The organism is Haloactinopolyspora alba (assembly GCF_003014555.1).
In the GTDB taxonomy this organism is placed as follows: domain Bacteria; phylum Actinomycetota; class Actinomycetes; order Jiangellales; family Jiangellaceae; genus Haloactinopolyspora; species Haloactinopolyspora alba.
On record NZ_PYGE01000005.1, the window covers coordinates 291,907 to 312,825 of the forward strand.

Annotated in this window: 16 protein-coding genes, 1 tRNA gene and 2 pseudogenes; 10 read left to right on the forward strand and 9 right to left on the reverse strand. The window is 68.7% G+C overall.

What is annotated here, in order from left to right; genetic code table 11:
• The first annotated feature begins 90 nt into the window (after positions 1–90).
• Complete coding sequence (locus CLV30_RS09720; RefSeq protein ID WP_106536991.1) at positions 91–909, forward strand: HAD family hydrolase; 819 nt, start codon at positions 91–93, stop codon at positions 907–909.
• Here CLV30_RS09720 and CLV30_RS09725 read toward each other — a convergent pair.
• The gene (locus tag CLV30_RS09725; RefSeq protein ID WP_205740797.1) at positions 840–2,879 is read right to left on the reverse strand and encodes an N-acetylmuramoyl-L-alanine amidase; all 2,040 of its coding nucleotides are present in this window, start codon (positions 2,877–2,879) and stop codon (positions 840–842) included. The two genes, CLV30_RS09720 and CLV30_RS09725, sit on opposite strands and share 70 nt — an antisense overlap.
• A 169-nt stretch (positions 2,880–3,048) precedes the next feature.
• On the opposite strand from CLV30_RS09725, the gene CLV30_RS09730 reads away from it, so the two are divergent.
• A complete protein-coding gene (locus tag CLV30_RS09730; RefSeq protein ID WP_106536993.1) occupies positions 3,049–3,924 on the forward strand; it encodes a uracil-DNA glycosylase in 876 nt (291 codons plus the stop codon).
• A gap of 173 nt (positions 3,925–4,097) precedes the next feature.
• Here CLV30_RS09730 and CLV30_RS09735 read toward each other — a convergent pair whose 3' ends face one another.
• A complete protein-coding gene (locus CLV30_RS09735; protein ID WP_106537039.1) occupies positions 4,098–4,670 on the reverse strand; it encodes a DUF4232 domain-containing protein in 573 nt (190 codons plus the stop codon).
• A 184-nt stretch (positions 4,671–4,854) separates the two neighbouring features.
• Between CLV30_RS09735 and CLV30_RS09740 the strand changes: the two genes are divergently transcribed.
• From CLV30_RS09740 to CLV30_RS26390, 6 genes are all read left to right on the forward strand, one after another.
• Positions 4,855–6,198 (forward strand): NAD(P)/FAD-dependent oxidoreductase, encoded by a 1,344-nt coding sequence (locus tag CLV30_RS09740; RefSeq protein WP_106536994.1) that lies wholly within the window; start codon positions 4,855–4,857, stop codon positions 6,196–6,198.
• Between the two features lie 179 nt (positions 6,199–6,377).
• Positions 6,378–7,676, forward strand: coding sequence for a class I SAM-dependent methyltransferase (locus CLV30_RS09745; protein ID WP_106536995.1), 1,299 nt, complete (start codon positions 6,378–6,380; stop codon positions 7,674–7,676).
• The gene (locus CLV30_RS09750) at positions 7,673–8,191 is read left to right on the forward strand and encodes a glycine cleavage system transcriptional repressor (RefSeq protein WP_106537041.1); all 519 of its coding nucleotides are present in this window, start codon (positions 7,673–7,675) and stop codon (positions 8,189–8,191) included. Before CLV30_RS09745 ends, CLV30_RS09750 begins: the two co-directional genes overlap by 4 nt.
• 56 nt (positions 8,192–8,247) lie before the next feature.
• Entirely contained in the window at positions 8,248–8,733 is a 486-nt protein-coding gene (locus CLV30_RS09755; RefSeq protein WP_106537040.1) for a peptide deformylase, read from the forward strand.
• Positions 8,734–8,769: 36 nt separating this feature from the next.
• Positions 8,770–8,843, forward strand: a tRNA-Leu gene (locus CLV30_RS09760).
• A gap of 43 nt (positions 8,844–8,886) precedes the next feature.
• A complete protein-coding gene (locus tag CLV30_RS26390; protein WP_165358597.1) occupies positions 8,887–9,039 on the forward strand; it encodes a hypothetical protein in 153 nt (50 codons plus the stop codon).
• 45 nt (positions 9,040–9,084) lie between these two features.
• Here CLV30_RS26390 and CLV30_RS09765 read toward each other — a convergent pair whose 3' ends face one another.
• From CLV30_RS09765 to CLV30_RS09785, 5 genes are all read right to left on the reverse strand, one after another.
• On the reverse strand, positions 9,085–10,899 hold the full coding sequence (locus CLV30_RS09765) for an NPCBM/NEW2 domain-containing protein (protein WP_106536996.1): 1,815 nt from the start codon (positions 10,897–10,899) through the stop codon (positions 9,085–9,087).
• A 512-nt stretch (positions 10,900–11,411) separates the two neighbouring features.
• On the reverse strand, positions 11,412–12,959 hold the full coding sequence (gene betC / locus CLV30_RS09770) for a choline-sulfatase (RefSeq protein WP_106536997.1): 1,548 nt from the start codon (positions 12,957–12,959) through the stop codon (positions 11,412–11,414).
• Positions 12,960–12,999: 40 nt separating this feature from the next.
• Positions 13,000–14,010, reverse strand: coding sequence for an ABC transporter substrate-binding protein (locus tag CLV30_RS09775; RefSeq protein WP_106536998.1), 1,011 nt, complete (start codon positions 14,008–14,010; stop codon positions 13,000–13,002).
• Positions 14,011–14,042: 32 nt separating this feature from the next.
• Complete coding sequence (locus CLV30_RS09780; protein ID WP_106536999.1) at positions 14,043–14,843, reverse strand: ABC transporter ATP-binding protein; 801 nt, start codon at positions 14,841–14,843, stop codon at positions 14,043–14,045.
• Positions 14,840–15,622: an ABC transporter permease gene (locus tag CLV30_RS09785; RefSeq protein WP_165358596.1), complete on the reverse strand. Its 783-nt coding sequence runs from the start codon at positions 15,620–15,622 to the stop codon at positions 14,840–14,842. The genes CLV30_RS09780 and CLV30_RS09785 overlap by 4 nt, the downstream gene beginning before the upstream one ends.
• Before the next feature lie 199 nt (positions 15,623–15,821).
• Between CLV30_RS09785 and CLV30_RS09790 the strand changes: the two genes are divergently transcribed.
• On the forward strand, positions 15,822–16,625 hold the full coding sequence (locus tag CLV30_RS09790; protein WP_106537001.1) for a GntR family transcriptional regulator: 804 nt from the start codon (positions 15,822–15,824) through the stop codon (positions 16,623–16,625).
• Between the two features lie 37 nt (positions 16,626–16,662).
• Here the strand turns inward: CLV30_RS09790 and CLV30_RS27825 are convergent.
• Positions 16,663–16,915: pseudogene (locus CLV30_RS27825) on the reverse strand (TrmO family methyltransferase domain-containing protein); the annotation flags it as partial.
• 1,091 nt (positions 16,916–18,006) lie between these two features.
• Here CLV30_RS27825 and CLV30_RS09800 point away from each other — a divergent pair.
• Positions 18,007–20,157 (forward strand): DEAD/DEAH box helicase, encoded by a 2,151-nt coding sequence (locus CLV30_RS09800; RefSeq protein ID WP_106537002.1) that lies wholly within the window; start codon positions 18,007–18,009, stop codon positions 20,155–20,157.
• A gap of 140 nt (positions 20,158–20,297) precedes the next feature.
• On the opposite strand, the pseudogene CLV30_RS26395 reads toward CLV30_RS09800, so the two are convergent.
• Positions 20,298–20,919 (reverse strand): annotated as a pseudogene (locus CLV30_RS26395) (hypothetical protein); the annotation flags it as partial.

Sequence of the window (20,919 nt, forward strand, 5' to 3'; positions counted from 1 at the left end):
GACGATCCGCGTGTGGGTAAGGGCTGTCAACGCCGGTTACCGGCATGGGGCCGCCGCCCGAGCGCGAACGGGATGTGTGACGGAAACGCGATGAGCACGCACAGTGCGACGTTGTATCTCGATCGGATCGACGCGATCGTCTTCGACACCGACGGCGTCGTCACCGACACCGCGCGTGAGCACGCGGCCGCCTGGAAGCAGACGTTCGACGCGTTCCTCCTCCGGCACGCCAAGGGCACGGGGGAGCAGCCGACCGTCTTCGACGCGCACACCGACTACCTGCGCTACGTCGACGGCCGCCCGCGCGACGAGGGGGTGCGCTCGTATCTCGCCTCGCTGGGCATCACGCTGCCCGAAACCGGTGGTCGCGACAGCATCGCCGCTCTGGCGGAGGAGAAGACGCAACGGTTCGCCGCCGAGATCAACCGGCACGGTGTCATCGCGTTCCCGTCGTCGGTGGACCTGCTCCGCGAGCTGCGACAACTCGGTGTGCCGACGGCGGTGGTGTCGTCGAGCCGGCACTGCCGCGACGTGCTCCGTGCCGCGAACGTCGTCGACCTGTTCAGCGTCCGGGTGGACGGTTTCGACATGGAGCGCCTGGGCATCAAGGCCAAGCCCGAGCCGGGCCTGTTCGTCGAGGCGGCGGCGCGGCTCGGCGTTCCCGTGGGACGGTGCGCGATCATCGAGGACTCGCTGACCGGTGTCGAGGCCGGCCGCCGGGGCGCGTTCGGCGTCGTCATCGGCGTGGACCGGCACGGCGACGTGTGCGGCGAGATGTACGAGCACGGTGCGCACGTGGTGGTGAGCAGCCTCGCCGACATCTCGCTGGTGAACCCTCCTCAGCGCGGGGCATCCGCGCCGGAGGGCACCACCCGCACGTCGTCGGCGTCCACGAACGCGAACCGGTGACCGAACTGGATCTGCACGTAGCGCTTGTCGCCCCGGAGCACGGTGAAGTCGCCGGGGGAGGAACCGTCGTAGGTCGTGGCCCGGTAGTACTCACCCGTCAACTCCGGCCCGGCGGCGTAACGCTGACCCGCGGCGAGGGTGTACTGCAGCGGCACGATCGGCTGCACCGGCACCCCCTCGGGGTAGGCGTCGGGCTCCGGGTAGGCGCGGCCGTAGACCGGGATGCTGTCGCGTCCGGGCTTCGGCACGACGACGAATCCGCGCGCCCAGTGCGCCGTCGGCTGGTCCGTCGGGTTGTGGAACCACGCCTTGTGCCCGAGGTACCAGATCGCGGTCCATTCGCCGTCGCGCCCGGCGATGGCGTAGGTCTGCCCGGCCGAGGCGCGGGCGCCGTGGTCGGAGATGTGCATGGTCGACGGCCCGCCGTCCGGGTGCAGACCCAGGTCGTTGACCAGCGGCGCGTCGTGGCTGGGCTCGGTGCGCAGCAGTACCGACGACGACCCGCGCTCCGGGCACGGCTCGCCCGCGGTCTCGCAGCCGGTGAAGGCCGGCCGGTTGGTCTCGAAGTCGGGATCTATGGTGACCAGGCCGGTCCGTGGCGTGCCGGTCGACTCGAACGGCGCCTTCAGCAGGTCGAAGTAGTGCGACCAGTCCCAGTACGGGCCCGGGTCCCAGTGCATCCCGGCGACGTAGTCCGGCGTGATGCCCGGGACGTTGTCGTGCCCGACGATGTGCTGGCGGTCCAGCGGGATGTTCAGCCGCAACGCGAGGTAGCGCACCAGCTCGGCCGACGTGCGGTACATCGCCTCGGTGTACCAGGTGCCCTGCGCCGCGAACCCCTCGTGCTCGAGGCCGATCGACTTCGCGTTGACGAACCAGTTCCCCGCGTGCCAGCCGACGTCCTCGGCCTTCAGATGCTGGGCGATGTGCCCGTCCGACGAACGCAGCGTGTAGTGCCAGCTGACCCAGTTCGGGTCCTGCGCGAGCTCGGTGGTCGGGCCGAAGTAGCCCTCGGCGTCGTGGATGACGATGTACTCGATCTTCTGCTGCTTCGGACGGTCGCCCAGGTCGTGGTTGCCGTAGTTGCCGACGTCGCTGCCGTCGCCGAGCAGTTCGTAGGGCGCGGGCAGCCACTCACACGACAGCCCGACCGGGCACTCGAGACCGTCGGGACGTTCCAGGTCGCGCAGGCCCAACGCGTCGAGCTGCTCCGTTCGCGGCTCGACGCCCGGGTGCGCGGCGAGCGCGACCCGGTGGCCGTCGTCGGTCACCCGGGAGGCGCCCGAGCGCACGGTGGCGAAGACCTCGTCGGCGAAGGACGCCGCGGCGTCGGCGGTGTCGGCGCCGGCGTAGCGGGCGACCGCGCCGTACCAGGCGCCGGGATCGGTGTCCGCGCCCAGCGGTGCGCCGAGTTCGCGCTGGTGCTCGGCGAGCAGGGCGGCGCCGGCACGGATGTTCGCGGCCGGGTCGGTGCGCAGTGTCGACTCGTCCTGCCCGGTCAGTCTCGCGGCGGTGTCGAGCGTCTGCAGCGCTGCCTGGTCGGGTGGGGGCACGTCGTGGTGCTCGACATCGAGTGCGGGACGCGAGTCGTCGCCGCGCGGGTCCTCCGGGAGAGCGCCGGCCGGTGTGCCGTCGTCGGGCGTCGGCAGCGTGCTGACGTGGGCGGCGTCGGTGAGGTGCATGGGGCCGTAACCGGCGGCGGTGCTGGGCGAGCCGGCGTGCACGTCCCAGCGTGACTGCAGGTACGACACTCCGAGGAGCACGGGCACCGGCACGCCGAACTCCGCGGCGGCGGCCGCGTACTGCTGCTGGCGGCCGTCGACCGGGTGGTCCGGGGGCGGAGAGGCGTTCGGAGACGCGGCTGTGGGGGCCGTCGTCAGTGCCGCCGCCAGGGCCACGCCCAGAAGTCCGGCGCCGAGGCGGGTGTGCCGTCGTAACTGTGAACCGAGGTGCATCCGAGGGACCTCCATGCCGATGGCTCCGACCGCCCGGTTGACGCGATCGAAGGGACGCCGTCACATGGGAGATCATCCTGCTGCATCTGAAAATGGACCGTCAACAGCTGGCGTGTTGTTCACGTGAATGAAAATTCTTCGGCGCGATCGGCGGTGCTGAGCGCCGCGCCGGGCTCAGGGCACAATGAGCGGCGTGTCCGCACACGATCAGCAGGCCGAGCCGTCGACGCACCCGCATCCGGTCACCGGGGACCCGTACACCAGCCCGGTGCCGCCGGGCACCGGATGGCCGGACGACCTCGCGGACGCCGCCACTCCCGTCGCGACCACGGCGGACGAGGTTACGGATCTGGCCAGTGGCGCGAGCCTGGAGCAGGTCACGGCGCGCTCGTCGGTGTGCCGGGCGTGTCCGCGGCTGGTCGAGTGGCGCGAGAGCGTCGCCGTCGAGAAACGGAAGTCGTTCGCCGACCAGCCGTACTGGGGGCGCCCGGCGCCGGGGTGGGGCGACGAGCAGCCGCGGGTCCTGGTGCTCGGGCTCGCCCCGGCGGCCAACGGCGCGAACCGCACCGGCCGGGTGTTCACCGGCGATCGAAGCGGCGACTGGCTGTTCGCGGCGCTGTACCGCGCTGGCCTGGCCGACCGGCCGACGGCGACGCACGCGGGTGACGGGCTGCGGCTGACCGGGGCACGAGTCGTCGCCGCGGTGCGTTGCGCGCCGCCCGCGAACAAGCCGACGCCGGAGGAACGCGACACGTGCGCGCACTGGCTGGACCGCGAGGTCGAGCTGGTGCTGCCGACGACGCGAGCGGTGGTCGCGCTGGGCTCGTTCGCGTGGACGACGGCGCTGAACGTGCTCGCCCGATGCGGGGCGCAGGTGCCGCGGCCACGGCCGGCGTTCGGGCACGCGGCCGAGGTCGACCTCACACTGTCGCCGGCCGGGAGCGTGCGGCTGATCGGGAGCTACCACCCCAGCCAGCAGAACACGTTCACCGGCCGGCTCACCGAGGCGATGTTCGACGACGTGTTCGCCCGCGCCACCGCCGCGCCCGCGTCCGGCTGACCGGTGTCGGTGCGCCGTGCCAACATGTGCGCAACGGCTGGCTGGACGGGCTCGGGAGGGCTGCGGATGATCACCAATCATCGAGCCGGTCGAGGAGCCCTGGGGCACCTACATCAAGGCCACCGACCCGGACGGCAACCAGGTCCAGATCTCAGAGGGGTGACGGCCGGTCGTCAGGCGTGCTCGCGCAGGCTCTGCGCGGCCTGCTGGTATGCCGGGTGCCACCACGTCGTGATGGGGTCGTAGACGTAGATGCCGGGGTCACCCAGTCCAACCTCGCAGGCGGTGAACCGGCTGCCGTCGTGTGCCGGCGACGCGGCGACGGTGACGTGCTGGACCACCTCGGTACCGTCGGAATCCATGTCCGGTGCGGTCCGGACCGCCGCGTGTGCGGTCTCCCCGGGTGCGAGCCGGTACGGTGCGCTGTCTCCCGCCGGTACCGGCCTCGCCGTGCCGTCGAGGTCGCCGAACGTCACGGTCGGGAATCGGTCGACGGCGCAGGTCACGCCGGACCGGTTGGTGACGTGGACGGCGACGATGTTGTCGTCGGCCGCGGTGGCCGAAGCGGAGACGGACACCTGGCCCGGGGCGCAGCTTCCGGCGGCGGATCGGGCGGGTTCGGCCGGCTCGGCCGCGGCGGCGGCGCCTGCTGCCGCGGCGGCGGCGGTGGCGACGGTGCCGGTGAGCAGAAGGGCGATCGACGCAGCGCGGCCCTGGTGCCGGGTGGCTCGGCTCGTGATGGTCATCATGACTGTCCTCTCGACGCGTTGTAGAGCTCGATTGGTGCTGCTACCCGGGATGACCCGCAACCGCCGCGTTCGGTTGCACGCCCGCTCGTGCCGGCGCGCGTACGGCGGTTGTGGTGCGATGTGGCCGAGGGCACTGCCGAACGGCTTGTGAACACATTCACAAGGTCGATAGTCTGGCCCCATGAATGGAGAAGCCGGACGCACGAACGTTCCGCACATCCTCATCGTCGGCGGCGGCTACGTCGGCATGTACACGGCGCTCGGCCTGCAGCGCAAGCTGCGCCGGAAGGCGCGGATCACGGTGATCGACCCGCGTTCCTACATGACCTACCAGCCCTTCCTGCCCGAGGCCGCCGCCGGGTCGCTCGAGCCGCGACACGTGGTCGTCCCGCTGCGCAAGGTTCTGAAGCGCTGCCACGTCATCACCGGCGAAGTCCGTTCGATCGACCATGCCTCGAAGACGGTCAACGTCGACCCGGAGGCCGGGGAGCCCTACGACATCGGTTACGACACCATCGTCGTCGCGCTGGGCGCGATCTCGCGAACCCTGCCCGTTCCCGGGCTGGCCGACGTGGGCATCGGCTTCAAGCAGGTCGAGGAGGCCATCGCGCTGCGCAACCATGTCCTCGACCGGCTCGACGTGGCGGCGTCCACGACCGACCCCGCGGTCAAGCAGCGCGCGCTGACGTTCGTGTTCGTCGGTGGCGGGTTCGCCGGCGTCGAGGCGTTGGGTGAGCTGGAGAACATGGCCCAGTACGCGCGTCGCTACTACCCGCAGATCGGCTCGCACGACATGCGGTGGGTCCTGGTCGAGGCATCCGGGCACATCCTGCCCGAGGTGGGACCCGAGATGGGCGTGTACACCGTGGAGGAGCTGAGCAAGCGCGGCATCGAGATCCGGCTGGAGACGAAGCTCGAGTCGTGCGTCGACGGGCACGTCGTGCTGTCGAAGGGCAAGCCGTTCGACAGCGACACGATCATCTGGACGGCCGGCGTCAAGGCGAACCCGGTGCTCGGCCACAGCGACCTGCCGCTCGACGAGCGCGGCCGGGTCCGCTGCCTGCCGGAGATGCGCGTCGACGGCCTCGACGACGCGTGGGCGGCCGGAGACAACGCGGCCGTGCCTGACCTCACCGCCGACGAACCGGGCGTGATGACCGCGCCGAACGCGCAGCACGCGGTCCGGCAGGCGAAGCTGCTGTCCAAGAACATCACCCGGTCGACGAAGGGCAGAGTGGCGAAGCCGTACAAGCACCGGTACGTCGGCTCGGTGGCCAGCCTCGGCCTGTACAAGGGGGTGGCACACACCTACGGCGTGAAGGTGCGCGGGTTCGCCGCGTGGTTCATGCACCGCACGTACCACATGAGCAAGATGCCCACGTTCAACCGCAAGGCTCGCGTGCTGGTCGACTGGACGATGGCGCTGCTGTTCCGCCGCGAGGTGGTGACACTCGGCCGGATGCGCATGCCCCGCGAGGACTTCCGCCGCGCCGCGGAACCCACCCGCCCCCGACACCGGGAATGATCACGTTCACCATGGAATTCCCTGCGTCACCACCCGTACAGGCCTGGTGATGCGTGCAGATGCCTCGTGACGTCCGCGGCTGATGGACTTCCGGCCGGTGATCCGCGCCGCAAGCCGCGTGAACGTGTCGGCAGCCGCCGATACGGTAACGGTCAGGGGTATACGGAGGGGAGGTCGTCATGTCGAGTGGTGGAGCGGCCGGTCGCATCAGCTCGTTGGTCGAGCGTCTCCTCGGGCACCCGCTGCCGTTGGCCATCCGCACCTGGGACGGTGCGCAGGACGGCGACGCGGGCGGCCCGACGTTGGTCATCAACTCGCGGCGTGCGCTGCGGCGGCTGCTCTGGCAGCCGGACGAGATCGGCCTGGCGCGGGCGTGGGTCGCCGGCGAGATCGACGTGGACGGCGACCTCGAGGAGGCGTTGTCCCGGCTGGACGACGCCGTGCGCTCGATAAACGGTCGCCCGCGGCTCACCGCGGCCGAGCGGGCGGACGTCATGCGGGTGGCGGTGGTGCTCGGCGCGGTCGGCCCGCCGCTGAAGGCTCCGGTCGAAGAGGCCGCTCTCGGCGGTGAGCAGCACTCCAAGAGCCGCGACCGCACCGCCGTCAGCCATCACTACGACGTCGGCAACGCGTTCTTCGAAACCGTGCTCGGGCCGTCCATGGTCTACTCGTGCGCCTACTGGACGGGTGACGGCCCGGACTACACGCTCGAGGACGCCCAGCGCGCCAAGAACGACCTGATCTGCCGCAAACTCGGGCTCGAACCGGGCGCGCGCCTGCTCGACGTCGGCTGCGGCTGGGGTTCGCTGGTCCTGCACGCCGCCCGCGAGTACGGCGCGCGGGTGGTCGGCGTCACCGTCTCCACCGAGCAGGCCGAGTACGCGAAGCGGCGCATCGCCGACAGCGGCCTGGCCGAGCTCGCCGAGGTCCGCAGCGACGACTGGCGCGACGTCGACGACGGCCCGTTCGACGCCGTCGCGAGTGTGGGTATGGCCGAGCATCTCGGCGCCGCGCAGTGGCCGGAGTACGCCGACCGGTTGTACGAGCTGCTGCGTCCCGGCGGGCGGCTGCTGAACCATCAGATCGTGCGCAACGGTCGCGGCCGGCGCGCCACCCAGGTCCGTGGCGACCGTACGTTCATCGACGCGTACGTGTTCCCGGACGGCGAGTTGCTGCCCATCGGCAACGTCGTCCACCGCCTGGAGGCCGGCGGGTTCGAGGTCCGCGACGTGCACGCGCTACGTGAGCACTACGCCCGCACACTGCGCAGCTGGGTGCAGAACCTCGACGCGGGCTGGTCGCGTGCCGTCGACGCGGCCAGCGAGGGCCGGGCGAGGGTGTGGCGTCTGTACATGGCCGGCTCGGCGTTGTCGTTCGACGCCGGACGCATCGGGATCCACCAGGTACTCGCCGTGCGTCCTCATGACGACGGCCGCAGCGACATGCCCATGGTCCGTCCGATTGAATGGAGCACGTGAACCACATCGCCGTCACGGTCATCGGCCACGACCGGCCGGGCATCATCGCCGCGGCCACCGCCGGTCTGTCCGGTCTGGGCCTGAACCTCGAAGACTCCACCATGACGCGGTTGCGCGGGCATTTCGCCATGATGCTGATCTGTTCCGGCGACTGCTCACCACGCCAGGTCGAGGACGCGTTGGCGCCGCTCACCGCTGACGGCCAGCTGGAGGTGTCGGCCAGGTTCGTTCCCGACGACGACGGTGTAGGCCCTGCGGGACACCCGTACCTGCTGACCGTGCACGGCGGCGACCGGACCGGCATCGTCTCGGCGGTCACCCGCGAGGTCGCCGAGGCCGGGGGCAACATCACCGACCTCACCACCCGGCTGACCGGCGATCTCTACGTCGTCGTCGCCGAGGTCGAGCTGCCGGCCGAGGTCGATGCGCCGGCGCTGGCCACGAGGCTGCGTACGGTCGGGCATGACTTGGGCGTCGACGTCACCCTCCGCGCCCAGGACACCGACGTCCTGTGAGCCTGCAGGACTGGACCGAGGCGGAACTCGGCATCCACGGCCGGGTGTTGCCGGTGATGCAGGCGCCCGATGCGGTGCTGTCCGCCGCGTCGTCGCCGGTCGATCCGGCCGACCCCGAGACGGTGCGCCTGGCCGCGGACCTCGTGGCCACCATGCGGGTCTCGCCAGGGTGCGTGGGCCTCGCCGCGAGCCAGGTCGGCGTGGCACGGCACGTGTTCGCGGTCGACGTGTCCGGCCATCCGAAGGCGCGGACGGTGCACGGCACGTTCGTCCTGTGCAACGCTGTCGTCGAGGAGGCGACGCGCAACGAGAAGGGGCGTGAAGGCTGCATGTCCGTTCCCGACCTGACCGGCGACGTGAAGCGCGCGAGCCGGATCGCCGTGCGCGGCCGGTTGCCCGGATCGGGCGAAGAGGTGGTCGTCGAGACCGACGCATTCGAGGCCCGGGCGCTCCAGCACGAGGTCGACCACTGCGACGGATACCTCTTCCTGGACCGGGTCGCCGGCGCCCACGCCGTGTACGCCCGCCAGACGTACCTGTAGCCGTGGCGCTCCCTCCCGTACGCTGATTGCGGCAGCGCCCCCGTAGCCCAATAGGCAGAGGCGGCGGACTTAAAATCCGCACAGTGTCGGTTCAAATCCGACCGGGGGCACCCCTGGGCATTCCGTTCCTGTCGCGCTCAACGCTTCGACGCTGTGCAGGAGCACGATGTCGAGGACATCCGCGATGCGTTCCTGATCGGCTCAGAGGTGCTGTACGTCGTCACTGAAGTCCGGGAGCGTGCGTCGGTCGAGGTCGTTCTGGTGACGCTGGTCGAACACGCTACGGCGTTCATTCAGCAGCCCTGAGCCGGGCGGACGAACGCCCGGCTCAGGGCTCGCTGGTTCTTCGGGTCAGCTCGCGCAGGTCAGGCGTGCGTCGGCCCAGTCGGCGTAGTCCCAGGCGGTGCTGCCGTCAGCGGCGTCCACGATGAGGTGCAGTCGCTCGGCTCCGGTGACGTCGACGTCGACCTGTTCGGGAGCGTCTCCCCGTCGCATGACTACCGACTCGTAGACGACGCCGTCGTCGGCGCGGACGGAGAGCACCACGTCGCCACCGTCGTCCCGGCCGTCGTGCGGCCGGCGCTGCGACGCCTGCGGTGCCCGGTCGTCGATCCCGACGGTCGCCGTGAAGCGTGTGCACGCACCACCGAGATACACCGAGGTGTGCGAGTCCGCCGTCGTGCCGAGCCCCTTTGAATAGGTGGTTCCGGACATCGTCAGAGCCGGACCGTCGCCGGGTGCCGTAGCGCCGTTGCTCAGGTCCCGCTCCACCGGCCCGGTGCCGTTGTCGGCGCGAAGGAAGGGAAGGTCCGACACGTACGGCGTCCCGGCCGGTGCCGACGGGACACGCAGGGGCGAAGTTCCCTCACCCAGGCTGTCGCCACGCCGGTCGACGGCGCGCACCATCACGTCGACGACGTCAGCGGCGGCGTCGCCCGGCGCGGTCACGTCCCAGGTGGCACTGCGCCGGTCGCCGTCGGTCAGCCGGCCCGCGGGCGGTGCGTCCACCGGTTCCACGGACCATCCGTCCGGTACCTCGACGGTGAGATCTGCCCACGGAATCGGCCGCCCGCCCACGTTGGTCACGGTGGCCTCGATCCGCACCGTGTCGCCAGGGGCGACAGCCTCCTCGGCTACGTCGACCGCAACGGACGCGAGCCCCGGGGAGCTGGGCTGCACCCTCGGTACATCGATCCGTCCGACCCATGTGTCCGCTGACGTGTCACGTGCGCGAATGACGGCGCCGTCGGGTCCGCTCGTCACATGCAGGTACTGGTGGTTGAGTACGGCGCCGGTGTTGACGGCGACGAAGCCGTCGGGGTGCCCGCCGGGAACCGTGACGCGGGTGGCCCAGTCGTCATCACGCAGGTCGGCGTGGGTGTGTGAGCTGAACAGGACGGCGTTGGGGTAGGCGCCGAGGACGGATCGAAGTTCGGCGTCCTGGAGGTGGAACTGTCCGGCCCTCCTGTCCGATGCACTCACGGTGTCGGCCAGCGGGTAATGCGTGAAGACGAACACCGGCCGGCCATCGCGAGAGTGATGGCGGAGGCGCTCGTCCAGCCAGTCGAGCTGAGTGTCGCTCAGGTAGACGTGGTCGTCGAGGTTGAGGTCCTCCCACCACATCAGCCGTTCGGTGCCGGTCACGAGGACGGGTACGCCGCCGAAGGAATACTCGCCGTACACCGAGTCGCGCTCGGCGAAGTCGAGGAAGTTGCCGTAGAACGCCTCCTCGGTCCAGCCGTTGGGCCAACTCGGCTGGCAGAGCGTCCGCTCGTCACACCAGGCTCCGGCGTACGCCTCGTGGTTGCCGATGGTCGCGGCGACCGGTCCGTTCCGGTCGGCGGCGTCGAGGCGAGCCTGCACGTCGTCGTATTCGAACGAGTAGCCGCGGTCCACGATGTCGCCGTTGATCACCAAACCCTCGGTTTCCGGGTCGAGTGCGTGGGCGGCGTCCAGCACATCCTCGAGGTCGTCGAGGTGACCTTGGATGTCGCTGAACACGTCGAACGTCACCGTCTCGTCGTCTTGGCCGGACGAGGTGCCGGTCGGTTCAGCGGACTGTGCTGCGGCTGCCTGAGTGGGTGGCGATGCCGTGGCCTGCGGGATCGCCGCGGCCGTGGCGATCACCGCCCCTAACAGGACTGCGGCCGTGCTGCGATGCGTCATTCGACGTCTCCTTGTGGTCGGAACATCCCGCGAGGAGCGGAATGTTCGCTCTGGACACGCCACCCTGACGGCACGCGATGGCGTCGGCAGTACGCCGAGTAGAACCCACAGTGAAGTTCCGCGTTACACCGTCCGCTGCGCGAGCGCGTTTCCACGCCCGGGGACGCCAGCGGATTCCGGCGGTATCGGTGACGTCGCCTACGGCGTGTTCCCGGGCTGTTCCGCGCCCCACCGCAGCAGTACGTGCGTCCCCGGAGTTGCGTGTGTGCGCGACGTGGTGCGATTCGTGGTGCGAGTTGCGCGACCCGGACAGCTTCGAACTCCTGCGCGAGCATCGATCCCGCATCGGCACGACGACGCTTCGTACGTACACGGCGTGGGTTTCGGAAGCGGACCAGCGAGCTGCCGGCACGCTGACCGGTCGGATGCCGCCTCGGCCGGCGACACGATCGACGGCTCGGTTCGTGTTTCGAGCACTGAACTGGTGTGTGGCCGATTCCTTGCGTGCGTGGTCAGAATCCTGCGAGGGGGTCCCACGGGTCGTCGTTGGTGCCTCTGATCCATTGTCGGCTCGCGTCGTTGTCGGGGGTGTGGTCCCAAGGATGGTGCCGGCCGTGTGCCATGGCCTCGCCGAGAAAGGCGCGGATCCGTTGACTTTCCAGAACGGTGGCCTTGGTCCGGTCCGGATCCCAGGATCGCGACATCTCCTTGCGTAGGTCGGCCGTGGTGGTGGCGTAGGCGGGGTCGTCGATCAGGTCGGTGGTCTCTGCCGGGTCGGTTCCCAGGTCGTAGAGCTGGTCTGCCAGCCCTGCCGCCTGGATGAGCTTGTACTGTCCGCGGATCAGCGCGCGGATGGGGGTGATGGTGCCTTCGGCGTAGTTCTCGACGATGACGTCGGGGTGATCGTCGCCGCCGTCGCCGGTGAGGCCGCCGACGATGCTGGCTCCGGCGAAGTGCCTGGTGACGCTGTCGGGCGGCGTCGTTCCGGCGAGTTCGGCCAGGGTGGGGTGCAGGTCGACCAGTGAGACCGGCTCGGTAACCTTCCGGCCGCCGTGTACGCCTGCGCCGGCGGCTATGAGGGGAACTCGCACCGACCATTCGCGCAGCGTCCGCTTGAAGTACATGCCGTGCTCGCCCAGCTGGTCGCCGTGGTCGCTGGTGAAGATCACGACGGTGTCGTCGGCCATGCCGAGACGGTCGAGTTCGGCGAGGAGCTCACCGACGACGTCGTCGATGTAGCTGATCATCGCGTAGTAGCCGCGCCGCGCGTCGACGCTCTGCTGGTCGCTGACGTCGTGCTGGTCGACTCCGTGGAAGGCGTTCACCCACTCGTCGAGTGTGTGCGTCGATGCTGGTGGTGGTGCCTGCGGCGGGGATATCGTGCGGCCCTCGTAGCGGTTCCAGTACTCAGCTGGAGCCGCGTATGGGTCGTGTGGCTGGGTGAATGACGCCACCGTGAGCCACGGCTGGTCACGGCGCTCCCCGCGGTCCACGGCGAACTCGCGCAGACGTTGCAGGGTTCGGAAGCGCACCTCCTCGTCGTAATGCATCTGGTAGGTCCACGGAAGGGGGCCGGAGCGGTCGAGGATGTCGACGTACTCACGGCCACCGCTGCGCTGGCGGCCGGACAGCCTGGGCGGGTCTCCCAGGCTGTCCCACGGGCGCGTCCAGGTGAGGTCGGCCGGGAAGATGTCGGTGGTGAGTCGTTCCTCGAAGCCGTGCAGTTGGTCCGGGCCGACGAAGTGCATCTTGCCGGCCAGGACGGTCCGGTAGCCGGCACGGCGCAGCGTGTGCGCGAAGGTCGGCACCGACGCCGGGAACTCCTCGGCGTTGTCGTTACAGGGGACGTCGCTGGGTAGCCGGCCGCTCATCATCGCCGCTCGCGAGGGCACGCACAGTGGTGAGTTCGCGTAGGCGTTGTCGAAGACGACGCCCCGGTGCGCGAGCGCGTCCAGGTGTGGGGTGATGACCTCGTCGTTACCGTATGCCCGTAGCCCGAAGGCGGTGAGCTGGTCGACCATGATCAGCAGTACGTTCGGGCGCTGAGGCTGCGTCGTCACGTCCGAGCTGTCCTTTCCGCTGATGTTCCGTGCCCCGCCGTCACTGACTGACCGCGTCTTGGTAGATCGACGTGTCGAAGAAGTTCTCGGGCTCGACGAACTCCGGCAGGGCGCCGATGTCGACGAAGACCTGCTCCATGCGCCCGACCCAGTCCAGGGCCGTCCCGTCCTCGTAGAAGGTGGCCCATTCGTCGTTGGTGAAGGTCTGGGTCTTGCCGAAGATCTCGATGCAGGTGTCGAGACTCATGTACTTCTCGAGACGAGGGCACGCCTCGTTCAGGGCCTTCTCCCGTTCGTTCATCAGGTCGGCGTTGGATTTCAGCCAGGCCCGCGTGATGGCCCCGAGCGCGTCCTTGTTGTCCGCGTAGTAGTCGTTGTTGGCGACCCAACCGCCGGCGATGGCGGCCTTCTCGTAGTCCGCGGACGTGCTGACGAGGGTGGCGTCGGGCAGCTGCTCCTCGACTTGGGTGTCGAAGGGCGCCCACAGCGCGGCGGCCGGAACGCCACCAGTGACGAAGGTGTTGGCGACAGCAGGCATGTCGAGATTGACGACCTCGACGTCCTCGGTGGAGACATCGTTCGCCTTCAACGCGACGTGCAGCAAGAGATGGGCAGCAGAGCCGGTCGTGGTGGCCACCTTGCGGCCGGCGAGATCGGCCACGGACTCGATTCCGGACCCCGGAGCGGCCCAGATCTGCTGAATATCGGCCTCGAGGTTGTTCAACAGGAACAACTTGCCCTGCCCGCGCGCGGGGAAGTTCGCCACGACGGCACCCATGACGCCGACGTCGATACTCCCGCCGGTCAGCGCGTTGGACAGCGAGATGCCGGTCTGGAACGGCGTCAGCTCGACGTCGATCCCTTCGTCGGCGAAATAGCCTCGTTCATCGGCAAGCAGCAGATTCATGGCCGGTGCCGGCCCGGGGATGTACCCGATGCGCACGACCTGCTCACCGTCGCTACTGGTTGTTCCGGTTTCTTCGCTGCCGCAGGCTGCGGCGGTCAGCGCGAGAGCGGCGGCGCCCATCGCAGCTGTGGTCTTTCTCCACATGTCGGCTCCTCAATCTCAGCGGGATTCGTGGATCAGCTGCCGTGCCCGTCCGGGGATCGCAACAGGCCTTCGATGTGTCGCCGGAGTCGTACGAACTCGGGATCGGTCTTGATCTCGTGTGTGCGCTCTGGCCCTTTCCAGGGGATCGGCACAACCTCCTGGATCGTCGCGGGGCGTGCAGTCATGACGATCACTCGGTCGGCGAGGAAGATCGCCTCTTCGACCTGGTGCGTGACGAACATGACGGTCCGCCGCTCGCGCTGGTTGATCTCGATCAGCGATTCCTGCATGTACTCGCGTGTCTGGGCGTCGAGAGCGGCGAACGGCTCGTCCATCAGCAGGATCTGCGGGTCCACGGCGTAGGCGCGGGCGATGGCGACGCGCTGGCGCATTCCGCCGGACAGTGTCTTCGGGAGCGCCTCGGCGAATTCGCGCAACCCCATCATGTCGAGGTAGCGGTCGACGATCTGCGCACGCTGCTGTCGTGTCCCGGTCCAGGAACGCAGCCGGGTGCCGAAGTCGATGTTGCGGCGCACGGTCAGCCAGGGGAAGACGGCGTACTCCTGGAACACGACGCATCGTGACGGGCCGGGTTCGCGGACGGGCTGACCGTTGACCAGAAGTTCGCCGCTGTCCGGCGGTGCGAAGCCGGCGATGGCGTTGAGCAGAGTGCTTTTGCCCGATCCGCTCGGACCGACGACGGCGACGAACTCGCCCTCGTCGACGTTCATGCTGATGTCGTCGAGGACGGCGACGCGGGCCTGCCCGTCCCCGAAGCTCGTCGAGATCGACTGGACGGACAGTCCTCGGTGCTCGGTTTGCTGCGATGTCATCGGGTTCCCCTGTCCTGCCACCGGACCACGTAGGCCGACAGCATCCGAACGGCAACGTCCATGACCAGCGCCGAGACCCCGATGAGGATGATCCCGGCGTAGACCCGGGGGATGTCCAGGAAGTTGCTCGCGTTCTGGATCACCGCCCCAAGGCCGCGTTGTGCCGCGACGAGCTCGGCGGCGACCAGTGAAGCCCAGCCGATCCCGAGCGAGACCCGGGCTGCGGTCATGACGTGCGGCAGCGACAGCGGCAGCACGACCTTGGCGAGGATCTCCGTTCGGTTCGCCCCGAGAGTCTGAGCAGCTCGCACGTACTTCTCGTCGAGGGAAGCGACGCCCTCGTACACGATCACGATCGTGGCGAAGAACGCGGCGTAGACGAGAACGATGCCCCGGGCGAGCTCTCCGATGCCGAAGTAGATGACCACCAACGGGACGAGGGCGATCGGAGGCAGTGCGCGCAGGAAGTTCACCAGCGGGTTGAACATCGCTCGGGCCGTGGCGAACCAGCCGAGGACGAACCCGATCGGGGTGGCGATCGCGATGCCGATCGTGACGCCGACGAGGACACGCCGGAAGCTGATCAGCAGATCGCCGAAGAGTCCATTGCCCAAGCCCTCGACGATGACCCGGCCGACCTCCGCCGGCGTCGGCAGCAGTCCCTGCCCGAAGACTTGCCCGATCGCAAACATGTGCCAGAGCAACACGACGACGGCGAAACCTGCCGTGCCCAGTGCCGCCCGCGCCAGCCGTGTTCCTGCGCTGACCCTGGTTGTCACGTCGGCTCCCATCTGTTGCCGCGTACGACGCCTACTCGAAAGACTGGTTCGACTTAAAGTCTGATCAAAAACAGTGAAAGATCTGTACCAGTGGTTGCCTTTTCTACATTCGATTGATCGGCACGTCAAGACCGTCGTCCCGCTTGATCGGTCGTACTGCAGGCATTATGGTTAGACCATTCGTTGAAGGGATCGTGCGATGACAACGTCTGGTGTCAGCGCCGCAGGGCGCAGCTCACTGGTCAACGAGGTGACGGCCAAGCTCCGCGCTCTGATGGCCGAGCACCGGACGCGTGGGTCCGATCGGCTCCCACCGGAGAAAGAGCTCAGCGAGATGCTCGGCACGTCACGCGGAACGCTGCGTGAAGCGCTCGCGGCTCTGGAGGCCGCCGGCGAGATCGAACGTCGTCGCCGTGTCGGCACACTGATCACGGGGCCCCGTGAACTCTCGCTCGGCGACGCGATCGCCTACCCGATCGACTACATCTGTTCGGTGTCAGGCATCCTCGGCGCTTCCGGTGCTGCTCACGCAGTCCGGAGAGTGAGCGTGCACAGGGAAGCCGTCGACGACGCGAACGCGACGGCTTTCGGCCTCCGGACCGGGGACCCGGTCTTCCGGGTGAGCCGGACCTACGAGATCGACGGAGAGCCCGCCGCGTTGATCGAACACACCCTGCCCACCAGGCTGAACGGTGACGAGGTACGGATCAACGCCCTCACCGACGGCGTCACCACGTTCTTCAGGGAGGTCGAGCACGTCCCACTGATCCGTAGCGATCACGCGGCCACGGCCGTTTCCGCCGCCGGCGCCGTCGCGACGGAACTGGACATGGCACCCGGCGCCCCGCTCCTGGTGGTGCACTGCCACCTGTTCACCGAAGGCGAGCGTGTCATCGCGGTGGGCCGGCTGTCGTTCCGGCCCGACCGCCTCTACCTCACGTCCAGTGCCCACCCGCGAGAGTCCGCGTTGGAATCCACGTCCGAAGCCGCGCGACCCAACTGACGAACACGAGAATTCTGCCGGGCAGTTGTCCCGCTCGTCAGGTTGAGTCGGGTGACCCGCAGTAGTCGCGGAGCATGGTGGTCGTCCATTCGGGCTGGTGGATCTCGCCGCGGGGCCCATCTCGGTGAACCAGGGTTTGATGTCGAGCACTGGGGTGCCGTCGACGGCGTCGAGGTCTTCGCCGTGCAGGTCGAGCCCGTCGACTTTGAGTCGTCGGCAGCGGGAGACGCGAGCCAGTTGAGGCGCCGCATGGCGCGGTGTCCGAATGTGCCGACTTCGGGCCCGTCCGAACCGTCGGTGACCGCTGCGGCATACATCCGGAGCACCGGGCCGCCGCCTGCCCGGCGTGTCGGCGTGCGCCCGCCGCCTCGCCGGAGATGATCCGCGAGGCCCGCGCCGCCGCGCGGGCTACCTCGGCGACATTACTCAACCCCTGATTATCGGCATGCTGGTCGCGGCGACGGTCTGGCGGACTTTCCTGGTCCAGATTGTTCGGCGTGCCGTCGATCGCCCAGGACCTGCCGGCGAATCGAAAACGACGAAGTCGGAAGGGCCCTACGGTTCCGCAAACTGATCGCCTTTCGGAAACTTGCAAGCGTATTCAGCTGTCCTTGCCCATAGCGGCGGGTTAGCGATTCGGTGAGCAGATCGGCGACAGGCACAGGGTGCCCTGGCCGATGTCCGTCCCGCCTACTGCGTGGATGCGTCTCAGGCATCTTTCCAGGTTGGTGACGAACCAGTGGCTGGCGGTCGCGGGCATTTCATGCGAGTTGGTCGTCACTGGCCGTGAGTTGGTCGAGGGCGGCCGGTTCAGTGGCTGGGTCGAGTAGGCGCCAGACGATATTGAGGAGTTGGAGTTCAGGGTCGATCGTCAGGGACTCTGAGCGGGCGGTCAGGATGCGTTGGTTCGACGGCGTTCCTTCACGCGCTCCCACGACTGTCGCGACTACTCACCGCATGTCGTGGCGTTGGCTGAACTCTCGAGGTTCCGGGGCCTTCGTCGACATCTCGGGAATGCCCAAGGGTTGATACGCGTTGAGCAGTACGAGTTCTGCTGGGTCCTGCTTCGGTCGTGGCACCGTCGGCGGGCCTTGGGTGGGCGGTACTCTTCTCAGAAGTGGCCTTGTGGCCTGGTGCCCCGAGCGGGTGTGTCTCCACTGCCGTCAAGTGACGGTGGTCCGGCCGATGGTCGGAGATCACGCACCCGTGGGCACAACGTCAGGATCTACTGCGTCGGAGCCCGTGACGATCCGTGGGACCGCGCCGCGGGGGTGGGGGACCAGCCCAGCCTCGCTGCCGCATCGGCGACCCTGGCGGACATTGAGGTGCGGCCCTGCCTACCGCCACGGCTAGCGAGCCTGGCACTCCGGAGGAGGAGCGATTGGCCAGTAACATCCAGCGCCGGCCCGGCGCCACCCGAACGGCGCCGCGATCCAGGCGTCGTGCTCGCAACCAGGACAACGACGGCATCATCCCGGTGCTCGCGAGTGCCGTGCGCAGGGTCGAGGCGGGCGTGCAGCACGGCCCGGTGAGCCCCTCTATACGCACCCAGTTCCAGGTCGTCGCCCTGCTGGTCCGCGAGGAACGCGCCCGTGTCAAGGCCGACTCGACGAGAAGCGACGCCTACCGCGCGGAGCAGCTCAAGCGCCTCGACGGGATCGCGACGATCCTGGCGAAGGTCGCCGCCCGAGACACCACGCTCCTTGCGTTGCTGGACGAGGACGCCGTCGTCGGCGACGCAGCCAGGTCGCTCAAGCGCGAGATGCTGATCTCGGCCGGTATGGAGCCTGGTGACGACGACGTCACCACCAGCGTGCCGCCGGCCGCCACGACCACGACGAAGCGTCAGGTGGTGCCGCAGTCGGTCGTCTCCCGGCAGCTCGCCAATCCCTTTCTCGCGCCTGACTTCGCGTCAGTGGGCACGCGCGAGTCACGTCCCCGAGGGTCGGGCTCGCGCCGTCTGGCCAGCTGGGAGCTGATCGGCCCCCTGCTCGGTTCGTTCGAGCACGCCGCCGCCGGAGTCTCGGCGTGCATGGACTTGCCTGATGCCTCCTCCGTCGGAGTGCCGAACGTCCCGGAGCTGATGGCACACCAGGCGCAGCTCGTCGCGGCTGCCGAGTCCGGGCACCGGACCTTCCTGCTCGCCGACGAGCCGGGCCTGGGCAAGACGGCTCAAGCGCTGCTCGCCGCGCAGGCCGCGGACGCCTACCCGCTGCTCGCCGTCGTACCGAATGTCGTCAAGACCAACTGGGCACGCGAAGCGGGCCGGTGGACGCCCGACCACCCGGCCACCGTGATCCACGGAGACGGGGACACGATCGACGGCTTCGCCGACATCATCGTCATCAATTACGAGGTGCTGGACCGTCACATCGGCTGGCTCGGCGACCTCGGCTTCCGCGGCATGGTCGTCGACGAGGCGCACTTCATCAAGAACAAGAAGTCCCAGCGTTCCCAACACGTCCTGCAACTCTCCGAACAGATCCGGGCCCGCACCGTCCGCCCCCTGCTGATGGCGCTCACCGGAACTCCGTTGATCAACGACGTCGACGACTTCAGGGCGATCTGGCAGTTCCTCGGCTGGATCGACGAGAAGAAGCCGCGCGCGGAACTCATGGAAGCCCTCGAGCAGACCGGCCTGACACCGGCCGATCCCGGGTTCTGTGCCGCCGCTCGCGAGCGCGTGATCGACCTGGGCATCGTCCGCCGCCGCAAGGCCGACGTGGCCGCCGACATCCCCGCCCGCCGTGTCGCCGACCTGCCCGTCGAGCTCGACGACGCCGTCGGCCGCTCGATTCGTGCGGCCGAGCGCGAGCTCGCCGACCGCCTCGTGTCGCGCTACGAGAGCGCCCTCGAGACACGGGCCTCCGGCGACGTCGTGCAGGGCATCGACCACGACCTCGTGCGCCGAGTCGCCGGTTGGGAGCTGGCCGACGCGGCCACGGCGAAGACCGGCGAGAACGTGTTCAGCATGATCCGGCGCATCGGCCAGGCCAAGGCCGGCCTGGCCGCAGACTACGCCGCGCAGCTCGCAAGCAGCGTCGGCAAGGTCGTCTTCTTCGCCAAGCACGTCGACGTGCTGGACACCGCCGAGCAGGTCTTCGCCGAGCGAGGCCTGCGGTACTCGTCGATCCGGGGCGATCAGACCGCGACGAAGCGCCAGGAGAACATCGACGCCTTCGTCGGCGATCCCGATGTCTCCATCGCGGTGTGCTCGCTGACGGCGGCCGGCGTGGGCCTCAACCTCCAAGTCGCCTCGAACCTGGTGCTCGCCGAACTCTCCTGGACCGATGCCGAACAGACGCAGGCCATCGACCGCGTCCACCGCATCGGTCAGGCCGAACCCGTCACCGCCTGGCGCATCATCGCCGCGCAGACCATCGACGCAAAGATCGCGGAGCTCATCGACAGCAAGGCCGGGCTCGCAGCCAGAGCACTCGACGGTTCGGACGAAGAGGTGTCCTCGGCGTCCGAAGTGCAGCTCGAGACTCTCGTCGCACAGTTGACAGACGCGTTGTCGGCGACGCGATAACCGCGCGCTGCCAATCGGTTCGAGCCCGACCGGGGGCACCCTTCTGAACTGCTATTTCATCGCGGTGCTACGCGGTGTCATCGACGACGTGGCTCCTCTCGTGGTGCCAGTTGTCATCGTCGGCCTCGCAATCGCTGGGCTTACAGCCATCCGATCTTGTCGATCTGGAATCGTCCGCCCCAATCGTCCGACGAGCCGAGGCCGCGGAAGCTGACTTCGATCTTCGTGATCGAGGAGCGGTGTTCCCAGTCGCTGACGTCGGCGGAGAGCAGATTCCATCTGTTGGGCTGGTAATCGGACGCCTGACCCTCGATCATCTGGTCGCCGGACCAGACGCGGACGATGGCCTCGTAGTCGGAGATCCCGAGGCCGGCGGCGCCGTAGGAGTTGACCGACATGACCAGGTGTTCGGCGTCGGTGAGGTCCAGCGGGTTGTCGGGCGTCACCGAGATGACCCGCGGAGTGTCGGCGGGCACCGTTGCCGAGCTGGCTTCCAGGGCGTAGTCGCCTTCTTCCGGCGCTCGGGGTCTGTTGGCGAACGTCGTGACGGCCTCGACCGACTCCACGTTCGACTCGGGAATCCACCCGCCGGTGGTGCCGTCCTCGAAGTCCCACAGCATGGTGGTCGGTTCATTGGAGCTGAAGTAGCCCGCGCCGATGTCGTAGGTGCCGGACCAGTCGTTGTTGGTGGTGCCGCGGACCCAGACTTTGATGTTGTTGATGGTGGTGTTTCCTGTCCATGTGGACAGGTCGAGTGTCAGG

Coding starts and splice junctions, on each gene's coding strand:
- CLV30_RS09720 (WP_106536991.1), top strand. CDS start 91: ATGAGCACGCACAGTGCGACGTTGTATCTCGATCGGATCGACGCGATC.
- CLV30_RS09725 (WP_205740797.1), bottom strand. CDS start 2,879: ATGGAGGTCCCTCGGATGCACCTCGGTTCACAGTTACGACGGCACACC.
- CLV30_RS09730 (WP_106536993.1), top strand. CDS start 3,049: ATGAGCGGCGTGTCCGCACACGATCAGCAGGCCGAGCCGTCGACGCAC.
- CLV30_RS09735 (WP_106537039.1), bottom strand. CDS start 4,670: ATGACCATCACGAGCCGAGCCACCCGGCACCAGGGCCGCGCTGCGTCG.
- CLV30_RS09740 (WP_106536994.1), top strand. CDS start 4,855: ATGAATGGAGAAGCCGGACGCACGAACGTTCCGCACATCCTCATCGTC.
- CLV30_RS09745 (WP_106536995.1), top strand. CDS start 6,378: ATGTCGAGTGGTGGAGCGGCCGGTCGCATCAGCTCGTTGGTCGAGCGT.
- CLV30_RS09755 (WP_106537040.1), top strand. CDS start 8,248: ATGCAGGCGCCCGATGCGGTGCTGTCCGCCGCGTCGTCGCCGGTCGAT.
- CLV30_RS09765 (WP_106536996.1), bottom strand. CDS start 10,899: ATGACGCATCGCAGCACGGCCGCAGTCCTGTTAGGGGCGGTGATCGCC.
- CLV30_RS09775 (WP_106536998.1), bottom strand. CDS start 14,010: ATGTGGAGAAAGACCACAGCTGCGATGGGCGCCGCCGCTCTCGCGCTG.
- CLV30_RS09780 (WP_106536999.1), bottom strand. CDS start 14,843: ATGACATCGCAGCAAACCGAGCACCGAGGACTGTCCGTCCAGTCGATC.
- CLV30_RS09790 (WP_106537001.1), top strand. CDS start 15,822: ATGACAACGTCTGGTGTCAGCGCCGCAGGGCGCAGCTCACTGGTCAAC.